This window comes from Paenibacillus sp. JSM ZJ436 (genome assembly GCF_044383795.1).
GTDB lineage: Bacteria > Bacillota > Bacilli > Paenibacillales > Paenibacillaceae > Paenibacillus_AQ > Paenibacillus_AQ algicola.
Genome location: NZ_JBISEO010000012.1, coordinates 1 through 21,683, shown reverse-complemented (window position 1 = coordinate 21,683; position 21,683 = coordinate 1). Strand labels below are relative to the sequence as shown.

General features: G+C 51.5%; 19 protein-coding genes, 10 tRNA genes and 1 rRNA gene. 4 read left to right on the top strand and 26 right to left on the bottom strand.

The features are described 5' to 3' along the window. Positions 1 to 38: 38 nt before the first annotated feature. Positions 39 to 1,358 carry a uracil permease gene (gene uraA, locus ACH6EH_RS14965; RefSeq protein WP_397332911.1) on the top strand — a complete coding sequence of 440 codons (1,320 nt, stop codon included), beginning with the start codon at positions 39 to 41 and terminating at the stop codon, positions 1,356 to 1,358. Positions 1,359 to 1,430: 72 nt separating this feature from the next. Here the strand turns inward: uraA and ACH6EH_RS14960 are convergent, their stop codons facing one another. From ACH6EH_RS14960 to ACH6EH_RS14935, 6 genes are all read right to left on the bottom strand, one after another. After that, on the bottom strand, positions 1,431 to 1,943 hold the full coding sequence (locus ACH6EH_RS14960; RefSeq protein WP_397332910.1) for an adenine phosphoribosyltransferase: 513 nt from the start codon (positions 1,941 to 1,943) through the stop codon (positions 1,431 to 1,433). 43 nt (positions 1,944 to 1,986) lie between these two features. Continuing rightward, positions 1,987 to 4,389: a single-stranded-DNA-specific exonuclease RecJ gene (gene recJ / locus ACH6EH_RS14955; protein ID WP_397332957.1), complete on the bottom strand. Its 2,403-nt coding sequence runs from the start codon at positions 4,387 to 4,389 to the stop codon at positions 1,987 to 1,989. 54 nt (positions 4,390 to 4,443) lie between these two features. Further along, positions 4,444 to 5,394: a cation diffusion facilitator family transporter gene (locus ACH6EH_RS14950; RefSeq protein ID WP_397332909.1), complete on the bottom strand. Its 951-nt coding sequence runs from the start codon at positions 5,392 to 5,394 to the stop codon at positions 4,444 to 4,446. 146 nt (positions 5,395 to 5,540) lie between these two features. Then, on the bottom strand, positions 5,541 to 6,449 hold the full coding sequence (gene secF / locus ACH6EH_RS14945) for a protein translocase subunit SecF (protein WP_397332908.1): 909 nt from the start codon (positions 6,447 to 6,449) through the stop codon (positions 5,541 to 5,543). Further along, positions 6,439 to 7,689, bottom strand: a complete 1,251-nt coding sequence (secD, locus tag ACH6EH_RS14940) for a protein translocase subunit SecD (RefSeq protein WP_397332907.1) — start codon at positions 7,687 to 7,689, stop codon at positions 6,439 to 6,441. Before secD ends, secF begins: the two co-directional genes overlap by 11 nt. A 127-nt stretch (positions 7,690 to 7,816) precedes the next feature. Further along, positions 7,817 to 8,077, bottom strand: a complete 261-nt coding sequence (locus tag ACH6EH_RS14935; RefSeq protein WP_138225098.1) for a post-transcriptional regulator — start codon at positions 8,075 to 8,077, stop codon at positions 7,817 to 7,819. 182 nt (positions 8,078 to 8,259) lie between these two features. On the opposite strand from ACH6EH_RS14935, the gene spoVB reads away from it, so the two are divergent. Next, on the top strand, positions 8,260 to 9,846 hold the full coding sequence (gene spoVB / locus ACH6EH_RS14930) for a stage V sporulation protein B (RefSeq protein ID WP_397332956.1): 1,587 nt from the start codon (positions 8,260 to 8,262) through the stop codon (positions 9,844 to 9,846). A 9-nt stretch (positions 9,847 to 9,855) separates the two neighbouring features. Here spoVB and ACH6EH_RS14925 read toward each other — a convergent pair whose 3' ends face one another. Beyond that, the gene (locus ACH6EH_RS14925; RefSeq protein ID WP_208202994.1) at positions 9,856 to 10,641 is read right to left on the bottom strand and encodes a YetF domain-containing protein; all 786 of its coding nucleotides are present in this window, start codon (positions 10,639 to 10,641) and stop codon (positions 9,856 to 9,858) included. 187 nt (positions 10,642 to 10,828) lie between these two features. Here ACH6EH_RS14925 and ACH6EH_RS14920 point away from each other — a divergent pair, with 187 nt between their 5' ends. Together ACH6EH_RS14920 and ACH6EH_RS14915 are read left to right on the top strand one after the other, a co-directional pair. Further along, positions 10,829 to 11,218, top strand: coding sequence for a TIGR04086 family membrane protein (locus tag ACH6EH_RS14920; RefSeq protein ID WP_397332906.1), 390 nt, complete (start codon positions 10,829 to 10,831; stop codon positions 11,216 to 11,218). Between the two features lie 81 nt (positions 11,219 to 11,299). Further along, positions 11,300 to 12,136 (top strand): phosphatase PAP2 family protein, encoded by an 837-nt coding sequence (locus ACH6EH_RS14915; RefSeq protein ID WP_397332905.1) that lies wholly within the window; start codon positions 11,300 to 11,302, stop codon positions 12,134 to 12,136. A gap of 140 nt (positions 12,137 to 12,276) precedes the next feature. Here the strand turns inward: ACH6EH_RS14915 and yajC are convergent, their stop codons facing one another. The 19 genes from yajC to rrf form a co-directional block, all read right to left on the bottom strand. Continuing rightward, entirely contained in the window at positions 12,277 to 12,582 is a 306-nt protein-coding gene (yajC, locus tag ACH6EH_RS14910) for a preprotein translocase subunit YajC (RefSeq protein WP_138225094.1), read from the bottom strand. A 41-nt stretch (positions 12,583 to 12,623) separates the two neighbouring features. Beyond that, the gene (gene tgt, locus ACH6EH_RS14905; protein WP_397332904.1) at positions 12,624 to 13,763 is read right to left on the bottom strand and encodes a tRNA guanosine(34) transglycosylase Tgt; all 1,140 of its coding nucleotides are present in this window, start codon (positions 13,761 to 13,763) and stop codon (positions 12,624 to 12,626) included. A gap of 19 nt (positions 13,764 to 13,782) precedes the next feature. Next, on the bottom strand, positions 13,783 to 14,814 hold the full coding sequence (queA, locus tag ACH6EH_RS14900) for a tRNA preQ1(34) S-adenosylmethionine ribosyltransferase-isomerase QueA (RefSeq protein WP_208202996.1): 1,032 nt from the start codon (positions 14,812 to 14,814) through the stop codon (positions 13,783 to 13,785). A gap of 5 nt (positions 14,815 to 14,819) precedes the next feature. Continuing rightward, a complete protein-coding gene (locus ACH6EH_RS14895; RefSeq protein ID WP_397332903.1) occupies positions 14,820 to 16,919 on the bottom strand; it encodes a SpoIID/LytB domain-containing protein in 2,100 nt (699 codons plus the stop codon). Between the two features lie 30 nt (positions 16,920 to 16,949). Continuing rightward, entirely contained in the window at positions 16,950 to 17,957 is a 1,008-nt protein-coding gene (gene ruvB, locus ACH6EH_RS14890) for a Holliday junction branch migration DNA helicase RuvB (protein WP_138225090.1), read from the bottom strand. A 31-nt stretch (positions 17,958 to 17,988) separates the two neighbouring features. Beyond that, a complete protein-coding gene (gene ruvA / locus ACH6EH_RS14885) occupies positions 17,989 to 18,600 on the bottom strand; it encodes a Holliday junction branch migration protein RuvA (RefSeq protein ID WP_138225089.1) in 612 nt (203 codons plus the stop codon). Next, entirely contained in the window at positions 18,597 to 19,100 is a 504-nt protein-coding gene (gene ruvC / locus ACH6EH_RS14880) for a crossover junction endodeoxyribonuclease RuvC (protein ID WP_138225088.1), read from the bottom strand. The genes ruvA and ruvC overlap by 4 nt, the downstream gene beginning before the upstream one ends. Positions 19,101 to 19,262: 162 nt before the next feature. Continuing rightward, entirely contained in the window at positions 19,263 to 19,955 is a 693-nt protein-coding gene (locus ACH6EH_RS14875) for a BofC C-terminal domain-containing protein (RefSeq protein WP_397332902.1), read from the bottom strand. 159 nt (positions 19,956 to 20,114) lie between these two features. Further along, positions 20,115 to 20,188, bottom strand: a tRNA-Pro gene (locus tag ACH6EH_RS14870). A 367-nt stretch (positions 20,189 to 20,555) separates the two neighbouring features. Next, positions 20,556 to 20,632, bottom strand: a tRNA-Arg gene (locus ACH6EH_RS14865). Between the two features lie 3 nt (positions 20,633 to 20,635). Then, positions 20,636 to 20,710 (bottom strand) — tRNA-Gly (locus tag ACH6EH_RS14860). Positions 20,711 to 20,723: 13 nt separating this feature from the next. After that, positions 20,724 to 20,799, bottom strand: a tRNA-Lys gene (locus ACH6EH_RS14855). Positions 20,800 to 20,987: 188 nt separating this feature from the next. After that, positions 20,988 to 21,064, bottom strand: a tRNA-Asp gene (locus tag ACH6EH_RS14850). Between the two features lie 28 nt (positions 21,065 to 21,092). Continuing rightward, positions 21,093 to 21,169, bottom strand: a tRNA-Met gene (locus ACH6EH_RS14845). 13 nt (positions 21,170 to 21,182) lie between these two features. Continuing rightward, positions 21,183 to 21,258 (bottom strand) — tRNA-Val (locus tag ACH6EH_RS14840). A 19-nt stretch (positions 21,259 to 21,277) separates the two neighbouring features. Next, positions 21,278 to 21,352 (bottom strand) — tRNA-Glu (locus ACH6EH_RS14835). Between the two features lie 21 nt (positions 21,353 to 21,373). Continuing rightward, positions 21,374 to 21,465 (bottom strand) — tRNA-Ser (locus tag ACH6EH_RS14830). 3 nt (positions 21,466 to 21,468) lie between these two features. Next, positions 21,469 to 21,544 (bottom strand) — tRNA-Asn (locus ACH6EH_RS14825). Positions 21,545 to 21,557: 13 nt separating this feature from the next. Then, positions 21,558 to 21,674 (bottom strand): 5S ribosomal RNA (gene rrf, locus ACH6EH_RS14820). Positions 21,675 to 21,683 lie beyond the last annotated feature (9 nt).

The following is a 21,683-nucleotide window of genomic DNA, read 5'->3' as shown; positions in this document are numbered from 1 at the left end:
TGAAGCTATGGTTAAACAGATCTTGAGGAGGAATTGGTTTGCAACGCGAAATTCAAGTAGATGAGAAACTGCCCTTCGGACCCGGCTTTCTGCTGAGCCTTCAGCATTTATTCGCTATGTTCGGAAGTACAGTGCTCGTCCCGAACATCTTTGGCGTCGATCCGGGCATGATACTTCTGATGAACGGAATCGGCACCCTGATTTATATTCTGTTATGTAAAGGAAAGATACCGGCGTATCTGGGCTCAAGCTTCGCCTTTATTGCTCCGGTCAGTCTGGTGCTGATGGGAGATCCAGGCGCCAACTATGGCAAAGCGCTCGGAGCCTTTATCATTACAGGTGTGATCTTCTGCGTAATTGCGCTGATCGTTAAATATGCCGGCACCGGATGGATTGATTTCGTCTTCCCTCCTGCGGTTATGGGGGCAATCATCGCCATGATCGGTCTGGAACTCGTTCCGGTCGCAGCGAATATGGCGGGGCTGTTACCGCCGTCGAACCCGGTAGAGGCGGAAGGCTGGAGCATGAATCCTGAAGTCGTTACTGTCTCCATGGTGACCCTTGGCGTGACCGTGCTGGGTTCGGTGCTGTTCCGGGGCTTCCCCAAGATCATTCATATTCTCATCGGGATTGCATCAGGCTATGCGCTTTCCTTCTACCTGGGACTTGTAGAGACTGATAAAATTTCCGAGGCTGCGTTCTTTACCGCGCCTACGTTGACGACGCCAGAGTGGGATATAGCAGCTATTTTTACCATTATTCCGGTTTCGATCGTCGTGATTGTAGAGCATATCGGTCACCTGCTGGTTACGAGCAACATTGTGGGCAAGGATCTGTCCAAGAATCCTGGGCTTCACCGCTCCCTGCTGGGCAACGGTATTTCAACCATTCTGTCCGGCTTCGTCGGATCAACGCCAAACACCACGTACGGGGAGAACATCGGCGTAATGGCCTTAACCAAGGTATATTCCGTTCGTGTCATTGGCGGCGCGGCTGTCATTGCGATCGTGCTGTCCTTCTCAGGCACCTTCTCTGCCATCATCGCCAACATTCCAGCTGCAGTGATGGGCGGCGTGTCCTTACTGCTGTTCGGCGTCATCGCAGCCTCCGGTCTTCGGATATTTGTCGAGAAGAAGGTCGATTTCTCCAAGGCCAGCAATATGATTCTTGCCACGCTCGTCCTCGTTGTCGGCATCAGCGGAGTAACCCTGCGATTTGGCGATGTTGAGCTAAAGGGCATGGCACTGTCCACCATTGTAGGTATGCTGCTTGCGATCCTGTTCCGCCTGTTTGATATTCTCGGCCTCTCGAATGAGAAGCCAGAGGAGCAGCCGCTCCCGGAAAAAGTAACCGAATAAATCTAAAGGACCCCGGACTGCAGTGCAGCTCGGGGTCCTTCGTTATTTCCCGGGAAACTCCCGGTCCATGTTCTAGTAGTTCATGAGCGTGTAGACATCAATGTCTGGAAGCTTGTCACGTCCGTTCAGATCTGACAGCTCAATCAAAAAAGCAGCTCCTACGACGTTTCCACCCAACTGACGAACCAGGTTCACAGAAGTCGAAATCGTTCCGCCGGTAGCAAGTAGATCATCGGCGATAAGGACGTTCTGTCCTTTCTCGACGGCATCGATATGCATGGCAAGCTGGTCCTTTCCATATTCCAGATCATAGCCTACTTCAATCGTTTCGTAAGGCAGCTTTCCGCTCTTACGGATCGGCGCAAAACCGACCCCCAGTGCATAAGCCAGCGGCGCACCGACAACAAATCCCCGGGCTTCCGGACCTGCAATAACATCAATGTGCAGATGCTCTACCATTTTTTTCAGCTCATCAATCGCTTGCTTGTATACGCCGCCGTGCTTTAACAGGGTCGTAATGTCCTTAAAGCTGATTCCCTCGTGGGGAAAGTCAGGTATAACGCGAATGTAATCCTTGAAATCCAATACAATCTCCTCCTGTATCTCAGTTCTAATGGCTTGTCTTTACCTAAGATGCGCCTGCTGTACGGCTGTACATCCAGTGTCTCACTTGATCAGCGCTTCCGAATTTCATGTACTGCTCCATCTCGGCCAGACGGGTCAAGGATCTGAAGTGAGCCGAAGCTTCCAGCGGCTTCTTCTCCGGCTTGGGCACGAAATAAATATGTCCCTCCGACACCTGAATAAATGCCAGCTCCTCAAACACCTTCAACACCTGAGATAACATGGCGTCCGACAGAGCAGAGTGTTTCTTCATTGAAGCCACGACATCTTTACTGGAAGCAGGACGAGAACCCAAGCCGGCTAATACGGCATAGAGCGTTTTGAACTGCTCTCGGGTCGGCACCTGAAGCCGCTCCTGCGGGTCCCGAGCCGAATGCAGCAACACGATGTTGGGAACATCCCGGAATGCCGCCAGCAATGAATCCAGCTCATCTAAAGAATCCGGTAAATCCACCATGAACATGACCGAAAGATCCTCCAGGCGGCTCTCTTTCGCCAGAGAGCTGGCTGGACGAAATCCGGCTGTTCTATCATATACCCAAAGGGATAGATTAGACAATTCCTCTTTCACTTCTGACAGCCGGCTTTCTTGCATAACCACCGCACAGCGGGGCTCCGGGCAGCGAAGCTCTCTTTCCCATTGTGCCCGAAAGCGCTGCAACTCTCGAATCGGTTCTGCCGTATTCCGCAGATCAAATACCTGCTTCTGCGGGACAGCCAGATCCTGAATCAGAAGCTGCGGTTTTCGGCTACCGTTCCATTCGTTGACTGACATTTCTCCCAGTACACTGATTGAGGTTCCAGAGGGAAGCACGTCAGCCAGATGGCCGTAGCCGAAGCCAACAGCTTCAAGTACGCCTTGTTCCTGCTGCAGTCGAAGGCGGAGATGCCGGCTTTCCTTGCCCATTTTTCGGGCCTCGATGACCGTAACCTCTCGAAAAACCATCTTAGGAACCGTATTGGACATACCATAGGGACCCAACAGCTCCAGCTCGTCCAGACCCGCCAAAGTAATCTCACTGATGGAGCATTCCAGATCCGCCTGCTGTACGGGAATCAGGTGATCGTCAGTCAGTACCTGCTTCGCAAAGCTCCATAGCCCTTCTTCCAGCATTGGCAGCCGGTCCCGGTGCAAACTCATGCCAGCTGCTGCGGGATGACCTCCGAAATGCTCCAGGACATCCTTGCAGTGATGCAGTGCCTCATAAATATCCAAGCCCGGGATCGAACGGGCGGAGCCCTTACACTGGCCGGATTCCGGATCAATCCCCAGCACAATGACTGGACGGTAAAACTTCTCCAGCAGCCTGGAGGCTACAATGCCGACGACACCTACGTTCCAGCCTTCACCTGCAACGACAAGCACCGGCGGCAGCTGTTCCGGGCTAAACCTGGATTGGACCAGCCCCAGCGCTTCATCAGCGATGTCATCTACCGTCTGCTGACGCTTTTTATTCAAAGCATCGAGCTCCCAGGCCAGTCGCTCTGCGTCTTCGCGGTTTGAGGTCGTCAGCAGGGTCACTGCCTTGCCAGCATGATCCATCCGGCCGGCGGCATTAATGCGAGGAGCCACCGAAAAGGCGATATGAACCGATGTCACCTGAGGAACATCAATGCCGCTCACCGAAAGCAAGGAACGAAGACCTTCATAGCGCGTCGTCCGCATGGATTCCAGACCTTGGCGTACCAGCATCCGGTTCTCCTCCAGCAATGGCATTAAATCCGCAATTGTACCGATGGCAACAATCTGAAGCCATTCCTCCGGCGGGTCCTCTACCAGAGCCTGTGCCAGCTTGTATGCTACGCCTACTCCCGCAAGGCCCTTGAAAGGATAGCGACAGTGTCGCAGCTTGGGGTTAATCAATGCGTAAGCGTCTGGCAGCACCTCCGGAGGCTCATGATGGTCAGTGACAATAACATCTATACCAAGGCGGTTTGCATATGCAATCTGCTCGACGGCACTAATTCCGGTATCTACTGTAATGATCAGGGATACTCCCTGCTGGTATGCCCAATCAATCGCATGATTATGAAGACCATAGCCCTCGTTCGAACGATGCGGGATATATATATCATAGGATGCCTCGAGATGGCGCATAAGCTGAATCATCAGCGTAGTGCTGGACACGCCATCTGCATCATAATCGCCGTAGATGAGAATATGCTCCTGCTCCTGAAGTGCTTTTCTTATTCGAGGCACAGCCTGCTCCATCCCATGCAATAGCATAGGATCATGGCTGTGCTGAGCGGAGCCATGCAGAAACTGCTCTGCAGCTTCTATGCTCTCGATCCCGCGGACCGCCATCAATGAAGCGGTCAGCGGAGAGATGGACAGTTCCTCGGCCAGCCTTCGGGCTGCTTCTTGATTCGGCGGGGGCACCCGCCATTCATACTTGGGGTACAGCACGATTGTCTTCACCTTTCTTCCCTGCCTGCTTTATGCTTTCACAGCGGATGTTATTTATTGCGGCAATGTCGGCAGGTTATTATCATTTAAGTCCATATTCGATTTATAAGGATATCCCGTTTCGTAAGGTGCCGTGATCATCTGGATCTTGGTAACCTGGGGAAACCGCTGCTGCAGCAGCCGCGACGCACGATCGGCAATTTCATGTGCCTCAATCACTGTAATTAGAGGATTCACGCTGACTTTGACCTCCAGCTGGATCTGAGTTGATCCCAGAGGCTGCACCTTTAGCTCCTCTACGGTAATGACGCCATACACGCGTTGGATGGTCTCTACATAGTCCATCCCGTGATCTTCACATAAAGCCTCCACCAGGATGTCCTCTTTATATATCGCCTCTCTAAGCAGCTTCAAGCCTCTCCAAATGACAAGAGCATAGACCATCAAAGACGCTGCCAGATCACAATACAGCAAGACAGGGACCTCGCCGTACTCCCCTGCCAAGGTCAGGCCCGCACCCGCAATGACAAGGAGTGAGGAATAAATGCCTGCCCGATGATTCCGGGTATGAGCCTGCAGCAGCGGGCTGTTGGCCCTGCTCCTGCCGGCATGATAGCGAAAGACCGCTTCATTGAGGAGTAGCGCTGCCAGCACAATAATAAGCGTGAAGCTGTCCGGAGCTTCAGGGCGGCCGCTCCATAGCTGTCCTACACGATTGTAGACCATAAAGAGCGCTAATGTAATCAAGACAAGTGGAATCAGAAGCATTGTCACTTCATAAGACTCCATGCGTTTCCCTGCACGGTTTCCCTTGGACCGCGCTCCCTCCGCGACGCCGGTTTTCCATAGCGTTACTCCCTTAGCCGCCGTATGCAGACTATCTGCCATGAGCGCCAGGCTGCCCAGGAACATTCCCGCTGCTCCTTTAACCAGAGCGAGGGTAAAGTCACAAGCTACAGCCACGCTCACCGCTTTGCTGCCGCGCTGCACCTGAACATTGTTCACCTAAGGCCCCTCCTTGGATATACTTTTGCCTTGGTATTTACCAGCCGGTAACTTAGAAAGCCGCGTCGCCTGCGACACGGCTTTCTGTCTTATGGTATTGAGCTTTACAGAGTTGACTACGCCTTCAGCTTCAGAAAGAGAAATATCTAGACCTCCGAGGTGGAAGGCTTTGGTGCTTTGGGCTTGTTCACATTCTTCCCTTTCAGCAGCAGCCACAGCGGACTCGCGATGAAAATAGAAGAATAAGCACCGAACAAGAGACCAATCACGATCGCGAGCGAGAACATGCGGATCGACTCTCCGCCCATCATGAGCATGAGCAGTGCCGCAATCAGCACGGTCAGGGCCGTGTAAATGGAGCGCTTGAACGTCTGCGCTACACTTTTATTGACCAGGTCCACCAGATCGCTGTGTTTCTTGATTTTGGCGAACCTCAGATTCTCGCGAATCCGGTCAAAGATCACGATGGTATCGTTAATGGAGTAACCGATAATGGTCAGGACCGCGATAATGAAGGTGACATCCACCTCCAGCCGCAGAATGGAGAATACGCTGACCACAACAAAAGCATCATGGAGCAATGCAACAATTGCCGCTACAGCAAAGCGCCATTCAAAGCGGATGCTGACATAGATAATGATCCCGATACACGACAGCAGCACCGCATAAATCGCATTTCGGCCCAGCTCCCTGGCCATCTCCGGATCAACCGTGTTAACCTCAAAGGAAGCACTGGCGTCCAGCTGTAGAATGCCTGCTTTCAAAGCAGCATCCTGCTGCTCTGACAGCACCTCACTAAAGCGGATATTAATACGGTCTGAACCCGGTGTAATCGTCGTCTGATCACCGACATCAAGTCCATCCACGATCGGCTGCAGCTGTGCCTCGGTGAGGCTTTTCTCTGTCGTCACGTCCACGTTCGATCCGGAACGGAAATCAACGCCGTAATTCAAGTTGAATACGGACAGGAAGATCAGGCCCGCCACGGTCAGTGCAATGGAAAACATATAAAAATATCGGCTTAACCGTACAAAATCAAAATTTTCAAAGCGCACGTATCTCACTCTCCTTTACACCAAACTGGCCCGGCTTGCTTGCCCAGCCTATTTTGACTAGGAGGTTCAGCAGGAAGCGGGAGAAGTATACGTTCGTAGCAATACTCACAATAATTTCAAGAATGAGCACAATCGCAAAGCCCTTTACGGATCCTGTGCCGAAGGCAAACATCACGGCAGCCACGATAATCGTAGTGACGTTGGAATCGATAATGGTGCGGAAGGAGGATTTGCCGCCAGCCTTAACAGCGGAGGAAATACTCTTGCCACTGCGCATTTCTTCACGAATCCGTTCAAAAGTAATAATGTTGGCATCCACGGCCATCCCGATCCCGAGAATAAAGGCTGCAATGCCGGGCAGCGTCAGCGTGAAATCTGCCAGCACGAAGATGAGAATGAGCAGCCAGGTATGGACAATGAGCGCAAAGCTGGCGATCAGTCCCGGAATCCGGTAAATGATAACCATGAACAGCAGAATAATCGCGGAAGCGATCAAGCCAGCTTGGAGCGTCTTGTTCAAAGATTCCATTCCTAGGGTTGCCCCCACGCTTTGGGAATACTTCTCGGTCAGCTTCAGCGGCAAGGCACCCAGGTTAACGGTGTCACGAAGCTGCTGAGCCTCTTCTCTTGATTCTGACCCGGTAATCATAGCATTGCCGTCGGTCAGCACAGCTTGTACCGTTGGAGCAGACAGCAAGGTGTCATCCAAATAAATCGCCAGCTGCTTTCCAAGCAGCCGCTGCGTAATCTCAGCAAATTTAGCCTTGTCCTTGACTTGAATATTCACGACAGGCTGATTCAGGCCGTCTACGCCGATCGAGGCTGCATTTTCCACAAAATCGTCGCCGCGAAGCTCAATTTTGCAAAATTCCTCGCCTTCAGCGCAGCCGTCATTACTGCGGAACGTTAAATTAGCCGGTTCCTTCATCGTCTTGCGAATCTCTTCCTCGTTCGCCACTCCCGGAACCTTTAGGCGAATCCGGTTGCTTCCCTCCGTCGTAATCTCCGGCTCCGTCGTGCCTATTGCGTCTGCACGCTTCTGCAGGCTCTTGGCGGTTTCCTGGAGAGATTCGGGAGTTACTTCCTGCCCCTCTGCCAATGGCTCTGCTTCGTACAGGATTTCAAAGCCGCCCTTAAGATCCAGACCCAATCGGACGTCTTGAACCAATCCCGGACTCGTGAATATCATGATTCCGGTAACCACGAGCACGGTAGCGATGAAACTGATGATTCTTTTCATGCCGTCCCTAGTTCCCCCTTTTGTCTCAATATTCCTATTATAGCCATGCGCCAAAACTCAGTCAATTTATCAAAATTTGTCGCAAGCCTCGCCGCCGGCCTCTCGTCACAGCAAAGAGACCTGCCTCTCAGTATTGAAAAGGAGATCCCTTATATGCGGCAATGGTCATGTAATTCATCAGCGCTGTCGCCTTTAGCGACAAGACGTCATTCACCAGCTTATGCAGCGGCGGGATACCGGTCTTCTCATATTTACTGCTGACACAGCGCCAGATATCATCAGCCGTCACCTGCTCATACCCGATCAATCGCATTTCTTCGGCTTTGCTTTCGCAAATCATGTTTAGGGCTTGTACCCATTCCTCGTTCTCAAACGGCTCCTTATCCATACCGGCTCAGCCCCCCTTGTTCATGTTGTAATACCTTAACACATTCGACTGCCAGTAAGGGATTCCTTCTTTTTCTTACCTCCGTCCTTTCAAAAAAAGTCATGTCATGAGTTGGGACAGGTCAGGCATATCCTATACAACACATCCATTTCATGATAGAAGCCGAGGAGTTGGATTATGCCTTGAACAAGCAGTCATTTATTAAAGGAACGATCATCCTGCTGACAGCCGGGATTCTGAACCGACTTCTCGGTTTTATACCACGGATTGCGCTGCCCCGGATTATCGGTCCTGAAGGAGTCGGTATCTATCAGCTCGGGTATCCTTTTTTCATCGTACTCGTGACTTTGATTACAGGCGGCATCCCGCTTGCTATTGCAAAAATGGTAGCGGAGGCCGAAGGCGCCGGCCAAACCGCCCGCTCCCAGCAGATCCTCCGTGTCAGCCTGATCCTCACCTTGACGCTCGGTACAATTTTTATGGGCATCAGCCTATGGCTCGCGCCTTGGATTACGCAGGTTATTCTGCCGGATGAGCGTGTCTATTACACCTTTGTCAGCATGACACCCATGATGATCATTATTGCGGTCTCAGCCGTATACCGGGGTTATTTTCAAGGCAAGCAAAATATGGTCCCTTCTGCCTCTTCATCCATCATTGAGACCGTTGTCCGAATTGTTTGTATGCTGTGGTTTGCTCATCTGCTGATGCCCAAAGGGCTGGCCTTCGGCGCAGCCGGGGCGATGCTCGGCACAGCCGTCGGGGAGCTGCTCGGTATGTTCGTGCTTTTGTGGCAGTACAGCAAGGAGCAGCAGCGACTGCCGAATATGACCCCGCCTGTCCAGAGCATCACCGGGCAGTCCTCGGTCGATACACCGAGCAAGCGAAGCCTGCTGTCCCGACTCCTCGGCATAGCACTACCTGTTACGGGCGGAAGAATGGTCGGTTCGTTATCTTACTTGCTGGAGTCTATCATCACGGCCAGAAGCCTCGCCCTTGCAGGCATCGCCACGGCGGCTGCCACGGCGCAGTATGGTGCCCTGCAGGGAATGATTATACCGCTGCTGCTGCTGCCAGGGGCAATTACAATGTCACTCGCGGTTGCGCTGGTTCCGTCTCTATCAGAGGCTGCTGCCCGTAACGACCGCCCACTGATCCATAAACGCATGAATCAGGCGCTGAGGCTGGCGATGGTGACGGGTGCGCCCTTTGCTGTCATTATGTACGTGCTCGCGGAGCCGTTATGTCTATTGCTTTACGATAATGCAGACATTGCCGGGATGCTTCAGCTAATGGCGCCCTTTGCTTTATTTCTTTATGTACAGGCTCCCCTGCAGGCTGCGCTACAGGCCCTGGACCGTCCAGGCAAGGCATTAATCAACACGCTAATCGGGGCTTGTATCAAGCTGGGGCTCATTCTATACCTGTCCTCTAATCCGGAATTCGGCATTCATGGAGCTGTCATTGCCATTATTGTCAACAGCATCACCGTCACCTTGCTGCACAGCATCAGCGTGTCCAGAATGATCGGCTTCCGTTTTAAATGGCTTGATTATGTGAAGACCCTTGCTGTCATGCTGATGATGGGGGCAGGCTTGCTGTATAGTTATTTGCATCTGCCCTTCACCGAACGGCCATGGCTCCAGTTTATCTGTGCAGCAGGAGTCAGTGTGATACTGTATACGGCTGCGGTTTTTGCTACACGTTTAGTGACAGCCCGCGATCTTTCCCGTATGCCTGTCTTTGGCAAATGGTTTCTGCGCTTCTAAACGACAGCACTATTTATCCTTGGTATCAATGTAAATTCTTCCTTTATGATCAAGTGAGCATAAGAAAATATCTTTGAAATCGCGCACTCCATGCTTTCGTATTTCATTTTTCAGCCAGAACCGGTTCTTATCCACCATGCTCAGGTTCTCATCCTGCACCTTGCCATCCATAATGAGCGGGACGGGCAGACCCTGATACTTGATTTTTTCATACGGGATAGGAACCGGCTCCTCCTTGTATCCTGTCTTGCGGCGGTTGCCTGCTGAAGTCCCCGTTTCTTTGCTGCTTTCCTTGTCTTGGGAAGAGGATGGTGAAGATGAACTATCGTCCTTTTGAATGACCGTTAGCTGTCCGCTGGTTTCCAATACCGCAAATTCCACATCAGCCAAGCTATCAACATCCTTACCTCTCAGCTGCTGCATCAGGTCATCGAGGTTATACCGGAGCTTGCTCATTTCCTTACGGTTCAGCTTTCCATTCGATATAATGACACTCGGCTTGCCGTCAAAAATCTGCCTCACCTTTCGGTTATTCAATCCCCAGAAAGCCAGCAGCACCTGGACGAGGACCAGCACCACAATAGGAATCAGCCCTTCATGGAGCGGTTTGCTGACATCTTCAATAACAACCACCGCAATTTCAGCAATCATAATAGAAATGACGAGATCAAAAATGGACAGCTTGCCGATCTCTCTTTTCCCCATAATCCGCATCATGAGAAAAGTTACGCCATACATCAGCATGGTTCGTAAAATTAACACGACAATAGGATTTCCAAATACATCCTTAAACATGAAATGCCCTCCCTGCCTGCAATAGACGCTGCTAAGGTACTGCTATTCTGACCTGGAAGAGAACTTTCCATTCGAAGGGCCGTGTTCAATTAATGGTAATCATGTAAACTGTTTATTTGTACTATCTGCAGGGGCTTGGCCATACAATGAATTACAACCAATACTGTTAATGAAAGGGGCGGTTATATTGGAGTCCATCCGGCGTTTAATCACGCTGCGCATTACGAACCCCATTTTGTCGGGACTGCTGCATGCGTTCATTTGGATGCTCACAGGAGCTTTTGCACTTTCCATGCTGCTGTGGGCAAGCAGCCTATCTGAGGAGGACTTGAGCCTCTATACCTTCGTAGTCCATGGAGCAGCGGCGTGGTTCGGAGGTATGGCGAGCGGCAGGCGCTCCGGAAGCAAGGGCTGGTACTATGGGCTGGTCACAGGACTGCTCTATGGAATTCTCCTTTTGATCATTGGCTTCTTGGCTCTGAACAGCTTCATCTCGGCCAGTGATATGACCCTGCTTGGTATCGTCATCGGAGCGGGAGCTTTAGGCGGAATGTTTGGTGTAAACCTCCGTAAATAAAATGTTAATTCTATGGTTGAGTTTTGTGATAAACTTAAAGGCGCTGTCTTACATAAAATAAGAGGGGGCCTTTGTTTTACCGTGCTGTACCAATCCATGGTTACCATTACCTTGTTCACGACGCTGAATGTTATTGTGCTGCTGTGGCTAGGGACGCTGGCTAACCCATTCAAAGCGCTGTATGCGCTGCTCAGAGAATTCATGACGAATATCCGGTTTCTCCTCCTATTCCTTTCTATGCTGGGCATTCTTGTGCTGAATAAGCTAGAGCTCAAATTTGAAATGAAATATCCGGTCCATTATGATTTTACACCGTTGCTATTCCGCTTGGAGGGGCAAGTCGTGAGGCAGATTCAGGATCTGTTCTATGCCCCCTGGCTTACGCATGTGCTTGCATTTTTCTATGTTCTTGTCTTCCAGGCAATCATCATCGGATCACTCGGCGTTTATCTCATTCAGCAGAACAAGCCTTTGCTCTACGCGGCCTGCTATGCTATTTTGTTCAATTATGCGCTGGCCATTCCGTTCTTTCTGCTGTTTCCTGTCGATGAGGTATGGTCCTACGCACCAGCAGGTGTCACCTTTCACATGCTAGCAGTGTTTCCTGACTTTGAAGCCGTTTACCGCCCGTTATCCGGCCTGAACAATTGCTTCCCGAGCCTGCATACCTCCTTATCCGTTACCATGGCGCTGCTCGCCTTCCAGTCCGGTAATCGGCGCTGGGCCTGGATCACTGGAGGAAGCGCACTTATTATTATCTTTACAATTTTTTATATGGGCATCCACTGGATCTCCGACATGCTTGCGGGAGTTACACTGGCTTCGTTTGCAACGGCAATGGGCCTGTATCTGGGCAGAGTTACGTATTCCAAATCCACCGACCTTCCTGTTCTTAAGAAGTCAAGCAAGGCTGCTTGAGACAGGCTTCTAGAAGACCTTTTCTTGTATCCTGCATACCTGAACCTATGACAAAAAAGCTGTTCCATTGCTGATTAGCAGCGGAACAGCTTTTTTAGTGCCTACAGAGCAGGTCATCTTTGCCCGATTTGGGCCGAGACTTACGCCTCCGAAGCCTGACTTACACTGTGGCTGATGGAGCTCCGGTCAAAAGTAAGCTTCGTGACGTCATTCACCTTCAAGACCACGATATCATCCGTAATCTCTACAATCGTTCCGTGAAGGCCTCCGATCGTTACGACCTTATCCCCCTTCTTCAATGCGCTAAGCATTGCGTTGCGGGTCTTCTGCTTCTTCTGCTGAGGACGAATCAACAGGAAGTAAAAGATCACAAACATCAACACGAAAGGCAGAATCAAGCCGATCAACCCACCTTGAGCCGTTTCTCCACTTGCTAATTGAAACATATCTTTCCCCCCCTTCATGGACCATCCATGATGGTAACCTCTTAAAATCCTTTTTCGTTGTTATGCAGACCGTATTTGTCAAAAAACTCATCGCGGAAATCCAGCAAACGGTCTTCCATAATACTCTGCCGCACATTCTTCATCAGATTAATCAGGAAGTGAAGATTGTGATACGTCGTCAGGCGAAGCCCGAACGTCTCGTCACTCTTGATTAAATGGCGGAGATAGGCACGAGAGTAGTTACGGCATGTATAGCAGCCACACTCCGGATCCAGCGGCCCAAAGTCCCTTGCGTACTGTGCATTGCGAACGACAAGACGGCCTTGGCTTGTCATGGTCGTCCCGTTGCGGGCGATCCGCGTCGGAAGCACGCAGTCGAACATATCCACACCCCGGATCGAGCCTTCCAGCAGCGCATCAGGCGAGCCGACACCCATCAGGTAGCGGGGCTTGTTCTCTGGCAGCAGGGGCACGGTGTAATCCAACACTTCATACATCAATTGCTTGGATTCTCCCACACTAAGTCCACCAATAGCATAACCCGGGAAATCCATGGAAGTCAAATCCCGGGCGCTCTGTACGCGGAGGTCTTCGTGCATGCCCCCCTGAACGATAGCAAATAGTGCCTGATCCTGCGGTCTGGCATGGCTCTTAAGGCATCTTTCCGCCCAGCGGGAGGTCCGCTCTGTGGATTTCTTGACATATTCGTACTCGGCTGGAAACGGAGGGCATTCATCAAATGCCATCATAATGTCTGATCCCAGAGCGTTCTGGATTTCCATCGCGACCTCCGGGGACAGAAACAGCTTGTCTCCATTCAGATGGGAGCGGAAATGTACGCCCTCCTCTGTAATCTTTCGCATTTCTGCCAGGCTGAACACCTGGAAGCCACCGCTGTCTGTTAGGATCGGCCGATCCCAATTCATGAATTTGTGGAGTCCGCCCGCTGCCTGAACGATGTCATGTCCCGGTCGCAGAAACAGATGATACGTATTGCTTAATATAATCTGGGCCTCCATGGCCTTTAGCTCTTCCGGGCTCATGGTCTTTACCGTCGCCAGCGTACCCACAGGCATAAAGGTCGGGGTATCGATTACGCCGTGGGGAGTATGTACCCGTCCCAGTCTGGCCCCCGATTGCTTGCAAGTTTTAATATGTTCGTATGTCACTGCTGCTGTCATGTTTGACAAAACCTCCGAGTTAAAAAATAAACATCGCATCACCGAAGCTGAAGAAACGGTATTGCTGCTCTACCGCTTCCTTGTAAGCGGCCATAATATGATCTCTTCCTGCCAGCGCACTGACCAGCATAACCAGCGTGGATTTCGGCAGATGGAAGTTCGTAATGAGTGCATCCACAACCTGAAATTCATAGCCGGGGTATATAAAAATATCGGTCCAGCCGCTGCATTCCTCCAGCGGCTGTCCCTTGAACTGATTTCCGGCCGTTTCCAGAGTGCGACAGGAGGTTGTCCCGACCGCCACCACTCTACCGCCCCGCGCCTTCGTCTCATTCAATATAGCAGCTGTTTCCGAGGAGATCATGTAGTACTCTTCGTGCATCACATGGTCTTCGACCCGCTCGACAGACATCGGACGGAAGGTACCCAGACCCACATGCAGCGTTATAAAAGCAATATCGACTCCCTTGCTGCGAATATTCTGAAGCAGTTCTTCTGTAAAATGAAGCCCTGCGGTCGGAGCGGCAGCGGAGCCTTCGTTCTTCGCATATACTGTCTGATACCGGTCTTTATCCTCCAGCTTCTCTTTAATATAAGGAGGAAGCGGCATTTGTCCCAAGGCATCCAGAATCTCCTGAAAAATCCCCTCATAGGAAAAGGTGAGCGTACGCGCCCCCATATCTCCCTCCGATTCGATCGTCGCCCGCAGCTGCCCGTCTCCGAACACGATGACGCTTCCGGTCTTCAGCTTTTTGCCCGGCTTGACGAGCGCTTCCCAGGTATCACCTGACAAATTTTTCAGCAGCAGCACTTCAGCCTTCGCTGCCGTATCCTCCTTCACGCCAAACAGCCGCGCCGGAATAACCTTCGTATCATTCAGTACCAAGGTATCGCCCGGTCTCAGTTGTTCAAGGATACTTGAGAAATGCTCATGGGTGGTTTCTCCCGTTTCTTTATTCAAAGTAAGCAGCCGGGAAGAGCTGCGCTCCAGTAAAGGCGTCTGCGCAATTAGCTCCTCCGGAAGCTCGAAATCATATGCATCGACATTCATGTCAGTCAGTCCTTAACTATAGTGGTATTGCGGTAATAGTGTTGCAAAATCTGTTTGTAATCATACCCTTCATCCGCCATGCCCTTTGCTCCCCATTGAGAGAGGCCCAATCCATGGCCATTGCCCTTGCCTACAAAACGAAATCCCTGGCCGCTCTCCAAAGCGCGGGATTTACCGGCTCCGTTCATAATAATCATACCGGCTGCTGCCGGTCGCTTCGCCTGATCTGCACCAAGAATGGTCAGCGGCGTAGAGCTTGAAGCGGAAGCAGCGCCGTTTGCGCCCAATACAGTATAACTGCCGGTTGGCTCAATATCAAACATTGTGCTTGGCAAGCCTCCCAGCGCCGAGCGGAACATATCCGGATAGCTGACCTTTAAAGCCTGGCCGTTCAAGGTCAGCTCCGTCACTCTTCCGGAAGGCCCCCGACCTGTAACCTCCAACGATGTAATAACGGAAGGCAAAGATGTGGACGTCCTGCCCTTGAGACTTCCCAGCAGCTGCTCCGACGTAAAGGGTCCTCGCACCCAGTCGTAGCTGCCGGATTCAGAGACGATATCCAGAACGATGGCAGTCTGACCCGGATTCATTTGAGTCAATGGCTGCACTGAAGACTGAATCATCGGAAGTGGCCGGACGTTGGTGGAATTCGCCGTGACCGTCATCGTTTTCAAGCCGGACAGCGTGCTTCCCGTTTCCTTCACATTATCTTCACGCACGTATCCCGTCTGTCCGCTCGGCAGCAAAATGGCATACCATTTCTTCAGCGCTGCCTGCGCTGAAGCATCGCCCGGACTTTCTACCGCTGCGAAGAGATTGTTGCCGCTGTTCCACACCTCAGAAGGATCGGCCGTGACACCTCCGCTATTGGATGAAAAAACCGCTTCAACAATACTGCCGCCGCTCATCAGGACTTCCCCCGCTGTAGCGTTAACCGCTGCTGTCGTTCGTTCAGCCTCTGAGCTAATCCCGTTATAGGCTTGTGTCAATACGGTGTCTACAACATGCGCCACCTCAAATCGCAGCCCCTGATACAGGGCATAGCTTCGAGCAGCCACAGCCTGTGCCTTAAGCGCCTCCATAGACCAGCTGGAAGGAACCTCTGCTCCCACCACCGAGTACAAATATTGTTCAAACGGCACCGTATTTACGAGATACAGCTGCCCATTCTTGCTGCCGGCCTCCATGCTGCCGCGGTAGGTTCTTCCGGAACGCTCCTTGACGTTTATTCCAGCCCCTGTGCCAGCAAGCCACAGCTTGGAGCCGGGGCCTGATATCATGTAATGCACCATACTTTGCGGTGCAGCCGCATCCAGCCCTGCATCCTCCCGCAGGATCAGGCCAACGGGATGGTTTCCTGACGGCACCATGGTGATAGCCGTCTTCGAGACCGAGCTCTGGAGCGCACTGAGCTCAGCTTCATTTACAGCCTCACCCGCCCAGGCTTCATAGCTCACACCTTCTCCGGCAGGAACGATAGCCTTAAATGCATCTACTCCATTATACTGCAGGGCACGTACCATCGCTTCTGCATCAGCTTCTGAAGCAAGAGGACCTGTCGTCAGGTGCATGCTGCCTTTTGCAGACGGAATTTGGCCCTTGAGATACACTGCTGCAGCCAGTGCGGTTCTTGCCGCCGCTTCCTTGGCTGCCTGCTCTGAAGCATACATTCCTGTATACAGCTGGTAGACTTTTCCTTGCTCGGTATAGGAGCTGAACACTACAGGCTTATCAACGGTTGCCTGCAGCTTCTTTACGGCTTCCGCGATAACTGTCCAATCCTTGGATTCCATCACCTTAACACGGTAAGAATTGCTGCTAAGGCGAGTCTGCTCTCCGGCGTTAAGCGCAGCAGCCTGGATATTAGCATTAGGGGTAACAAAGGATGCTGTCAACGCCTCCTGCGAGCTGATCGTTACGGCCGGGACCGTTGATTTATATTTGCTCCCCAAATCCAGAAACAAGGCGACACGGATGCTGTCCATGCTGGCAGCCTGCACCTGTGCTTGAGGGGCTGCCGTCCAGACTGTACTCATGACTGCACCGGCCAGCATGATTCTTAGCGCAGCCTTCAGCGCTCTTACTTTCCAGTTACTCCTGCTCATTATCCCATGTCCTCCTTGAACTTTAACTATCTAGCGCCGATCCTGTGGATACGGAATACCGAGATGGCCGTAACCGGCCGGTGTGACCATTCTTCCCCGCGGCGTCCGCTGTAGAAATCCGATCTGCAGCAGATAAGGCTCATACACATCTTCAATGGTCTGGCTTTCTTCCCCGATCGTTGCAGCAATCGTATCCAGGCCTACCGGCCCTCCCCGGAAGCTGTGGATCATAGCATGAAGCATTTTGTGATCAATCATATCCAGCCCCATCGGATCCACCTGAAGCATCTTAAGCGCTTCTTGGGCCATGTCCGGTGTGATCATCCCGTCCCCGCGAACCTGGGCGTAATCCCGCACGCGCTTAAGCAAGCGGTTCGCAATCCTCGGTGTACCCCGGGAACGCAGCGCAATTTCGTTCGAGGCTTCTCCCACAATTTCTACATTTAATATATCGGCAGCCCGGGACACAATATAGCTAAGCTCATCCACAGTGTAGAATTCCAGTCTGCTGACTACGCCGAAACGGTCTCGAAGCGGAGCCGACAGGAGTCCAGCGCGTGTTGTGGCACCAATAAGCGTAAATGGAGGCAGGTCCAGCCGGACGGATCGCGCACTGGGACCCTTGCCAATCATAATATCCAGGGCAAAATCCTCCATCGCCGGATACAGCACCTCTTCTACCGTTCGGTGCAGCCGGTGAATCTCATCAATGAAGAGCACATCGCCTTCCTGCAGATTGGTCAGCAGAGCCGCGAGATCCCCCGGGCGCTCAATGGCAGGTCCAGAGGTCGTTCGGAGACTTACGCCCAGCTCATTCGCAATAATATTAGATAATGTCGTTTTACCAAGCCCTGGGGGTCCGTACAGCAGTACATGATCCAGCGCTTCCTTGCGCATTTTGGCCGCCTCGATATAAATCTTGAGGTTCTCCTTCACTTGGTTCTGGCCAATGTATTCGGCGAGATAGCGAGGACGGAGACTGAGCTCGACCGCCTGGTCTTCCATCATTAGGTTTGCCGTGATGATTCGGTCATCCACCCTTCAACACTCCCTTCCTGTATGTGAAGCTTTAACCTGCATATAACAACTGGAGCGCTTTTTTCATGAGGACATCTACCGATGCCCCCTCTGCCTGAGCTTTAAGCTGCTGCCATACTTTATCCAGCTCCCCATCCGTGTAGCCCAGCGCCTTAAGGCCTTCTCGTGCCTCCGGCCAGTAGCCGGCTTCGCCCGCAGTCTCTTCAGGCATCGCAAACAGCCCGGTATTAACGACGGTCGATTGGAAGCCCTCAAGCTTGTCTTTCAAATCCAGAATCATGCGCTGGGCCGTCTTCTTTCCGATCCCTGGCAGCTTGATTAAGAAGGAGATGTTCTCCTGATAAATGGCAGACACCAGATGATCTGGCGACCCTCCACCCAAAATACCGAGCGCAACCCGTGGTCCAATCCCTGAGACCTCAATTAGCTTGCGAAACAGCCGCTGCTCTTCCCGGGTAGAAAAGCCATACAGCAGAATGGCATCCTCCCGCACATGATGGTGCGTAAACACCGTGACCTCGCCCTCCTGCTTCGCAAAGGCAAAGGGATTGGGGCAGAACACCCGATAGCCGACGCCATGGACGTCCAGCACAATATATTCATTTTCCAGATGAGCGACCTGGCCGCGTAAAAAATCAATCATTTTCGCAATACCTCATTCAATTTAGAATTCAACGTAGAGGAATGGGCATGGCAGATCGCCACCGCCAAAGCATCCGCGACATCGTCCGGCTTCGGGACAGTCTGAAGCTTGAGGAACATTCGGACCATTTCCTGAACCTGCTTCTTCTCGGCCTTACCATATCCGACAATCGCCTGCTTGACCTGCATCGGGGTATACTCTCCTATAGGCAGCCCGCGCTGGACTGCAGCCAGAATCAAGACGCCGCGAGCCTGTGAAACCGCCATCGCATTCGTGACATTCCGATTAAAAAACAGCTTCTCAAAAGCGACCGCATCCGGCTTATATTGATCAATCAGCTGAACCATGCCTTCATATACGTGATGCAAACGTTCCTCTTCAGGAGTATGCGCCTTCGTCTGGATGCTCCCATACTGCACCGGCGTCAGCTTGCTTCCGGCCTTATCTACAAATCCGAACCCGACAATAGCTATGCCAGGGTCTATTCCCATAATACGCAAACCTAACCTCTCCCTTGAAGCGAACATATGTATCGTTATTCCATTATAACAAAACTTACGCCCTGCGTTGAGGAAAACTTTGCTCATTTCAAGAACATTCTACATCGGCTATGACACAAAAAAAGATCCATCCTTTTCAGGATAGATCATCTATGGCATTCATTAATGTGCTTTCATACCATCCTCCGCTAAATCCCTGGCATAATCACTGAACGTAGACAGCACGCTGTTGTACTCCTCTATATCCTGTACCCGGATACCATGCTGCAGCTGCCTGACCACATCCACTGGCAATGACGACTCCATAGATCCAATATCAAGCTGGAAAAAGGTTTGGATTACCTTATCCTTCTCCGGTGGACCGTCAAAAAGCGTCAGGTTACCCTCCTGATCCACACTGATGTAAGCCTGTTCTTTACAAGAAGGAGATAAATCGTCGGCAACAGCCTCCTCCAGCCACACTTCACCCTCCGAATCAAAGCTGCCCCTCAAAGCCGGGTTTTGATTCATGATTGTGTAAATTCCATCAGCGCTATGCAGTCCCAGGCTTTTCTCCTCGACACCGCAAACATAAACCGTTCTTAGATGCACCTGCATCTGGCCTTGGTTCTCATTCAGTGTCTTCATGAATTGCTGCTGTGCTTCAGCGAAATCTACCTGCTGTTCTGCTTCCGGGTCGATCTGAAGCTGCAAAAGTGTTTCCAGAGCAACGGGAGCCGGGTGGGTGTCCTGTGTTAGCAGCTCCTTCATACGCTCGGTCAGTTGATTTCCCGAAAAAGCCAGCAGACCAATCCCAATGAACAACGAGCAAGTCCATATCGCTCTTCTCCAGCGCTTCCAACGCTTTCTCCACAATTTTCGGATTTGAAAAATGTCCAAAGTAATCCCCTTCTGTCCGTTGTTTTTTTATAGTTTGACCGCAAAATCTGTCAAATATGCAACAGCGTAACAGAGGTATAGACAGAAAAGAACTGTACATCGACAAGATGCACAGTTCTTCTCTCACTTCAAAAATCGGGACGACACGATTTGAACATGCGACCCCCTGGTCCCAAACCAGGTGCTCTACCAAGCTGAGCTACGTCCCGAAAGCGATAGAAATATTATATCATAGTGCTTGAAGGTGTGACAAGCATTTTGTTGATGAGATGAATTTAATAAAAATATTTCTAAAGATCAGACCAAGGCACACACTAGGTAAGGCCAATCCTCGTTGGTAAGAGGGAATGGCTTCAGCTCTAACATGGTCTTTCATTCGTGAGCTTCTAAGCTTATTCCATTTCAGAAAGTGGCCCACGCCTATACATATCCAGAATATTCCTAAAAAGATCTGGACAAACATAACTCTGCCCCCTTCAGCAATACAGCCTATATTATAACGGCACGCTCAGGTAAAGAATTCGAAAATTCCTACAAAACAAAAAAACTTCCAATTGGAAGTTTGAGTTCATTAAATGGCGTCCCCTGAGAGATTCGAACTCCCGACCTTTTGATTCGTAGTCAAACGCTCTATCCAGCTGAGCTAAGGGGACTTATGGAGCGGACGACGGGAATCGAACCCGCGACCCTCGCCTTGGCAAGGCGATGCTCTACCGCTGAGCCACGTCCGCAAATAAAATATTGTGGTGAGCCATGAAGGACTCGAACCTTCGACACCCTGATTAAAAGTCAGGTGCTCTACCAACTGAGCTAATGGCTCATACAAGCAAAAAAAATACGGGAGCTTGTCCCAATAAATCTCACGGGATTCTCATCCCTGGAGCTGTTCAAAGATGGCGGAACTGACGGGATACTCTCTCTTCGTTCGAGACTGCGAAGCTTATGCTTCCGAAGAGTATGCTCCGACGAACCCAATATCGGATTCTCATCCCTGGAGCTGTTCAAAGATGGCGGAACTGACGGGATTCGAACCCGCGATCTCCTGCGTGACAGGCAGGCATGTTAGGCCTCTACACCACAGTTCCATGAGGTATAATCGCTATGCGATATAATTGGTTGCGGGGGCAGGATTTGAACCTGCGGCCTTCGGGTTATGAGCCCGACGAGCTACCGAGCTGCTCCACCCCGCGTCATTAAATTATATGGTGGAGGCTGAGGGGATCGAACCCCCGACCCTCTGCTTGTAAGGCAGATGCTCTCCCAGCTGAGCTAAGCCTCCATATATCATATAAAGAAAGTGGTGACCCGTAGGGGATTCGAACCCCTGTTACCTCCGTGAAAGGGAGGTGTCTTAACCCCTTGACCAACGGGCCTTATTTTCATGTAAACCTGTCTGGCGGAGAGAGAGGGATTCGAACCCTCGAGACGCTTTTGGCGCCTACACGATTTCCAATCGTGCTCCTTCGACCAACTCGGACACCTCTCCATGTGGCTCCCCGAACAGGACTCGAACCTGTGACAACTCGATTAACAGTCGAGTGCTCTACCAACTGAGCTATCAGGGAATATGTAATGCACGCTTGGCGGCGTCCTACTCTCCCGGGACCCTGCGGTCCAAGTACCATCGGCGCTGGAAGGCTTAACGGTCGTGTTCGGGATGGGTACGCGTGGAACCCTTCCGCCATCACCACCAAACGTGATTCA

What these genes read in the sequence shown, in the direction of transcription:
- ruvA (WP_138225089.1), bottom strand. Translation starts at nt 18,600, where the DNA reads ATGATTGATTTTTTACGCGGCCAGGTCGCTCATCTGGAAAATGAATAT.
- secD (WP_397332907.1), bottom strand. Translation starts at nt 7,689, where the DNA reads ATGAAAAGAATCATCAGTTTCATCGCTACCGTGCTCGTGGTTACCGGA.
- ACH6EH_RS14925 (WP_208202994.1), bottom strand. Translation starts at nt 10,641, where the DNA reads ATGTTTAAGGATGTATTTGGAAATCCTATTGTCGTGTTAATTTTACGA.
- yajC (WP_138225094.1), bottom strand. Translation starts at nt 12,582, where the DNA reads ATGTTTCAATTAGCAAGTGGAGAAACGGCTCAAGGTGGGTTGATCGGC.
- tgt (WP_397332904.1), bottom strand. Translation starts at nt 13,763, where the DNA reads ATGACAGCAGCAGTGACATACGAACATATTAAAACTTGCAAGCAATCG.
- ACH6EH_RS14895 (WP_397332903.1), bottom strand. Translation starts at nt 16,919, where the DNA reads ATGAGCAGGAGTAACTGGAAAGTAAGAGCGCTGAAGGCTGCGCTAAGA.
- queA (WP_208202996.1), bottom strand. Translation starts at nt 14,814, where the DNA reads ATGAATGTCGATGCATATGATTTCGAGCTTCCGGAGGAGCTAATTGCG.
- ACH6EH_RS14935 (WP_138225098.1), bottom strand. Translation starts at nt 8,077, where the DNA reads ATGGATAAGGAGCCGTTTGAGAACGAGGAATGGGTACAAGCCCTAAAC.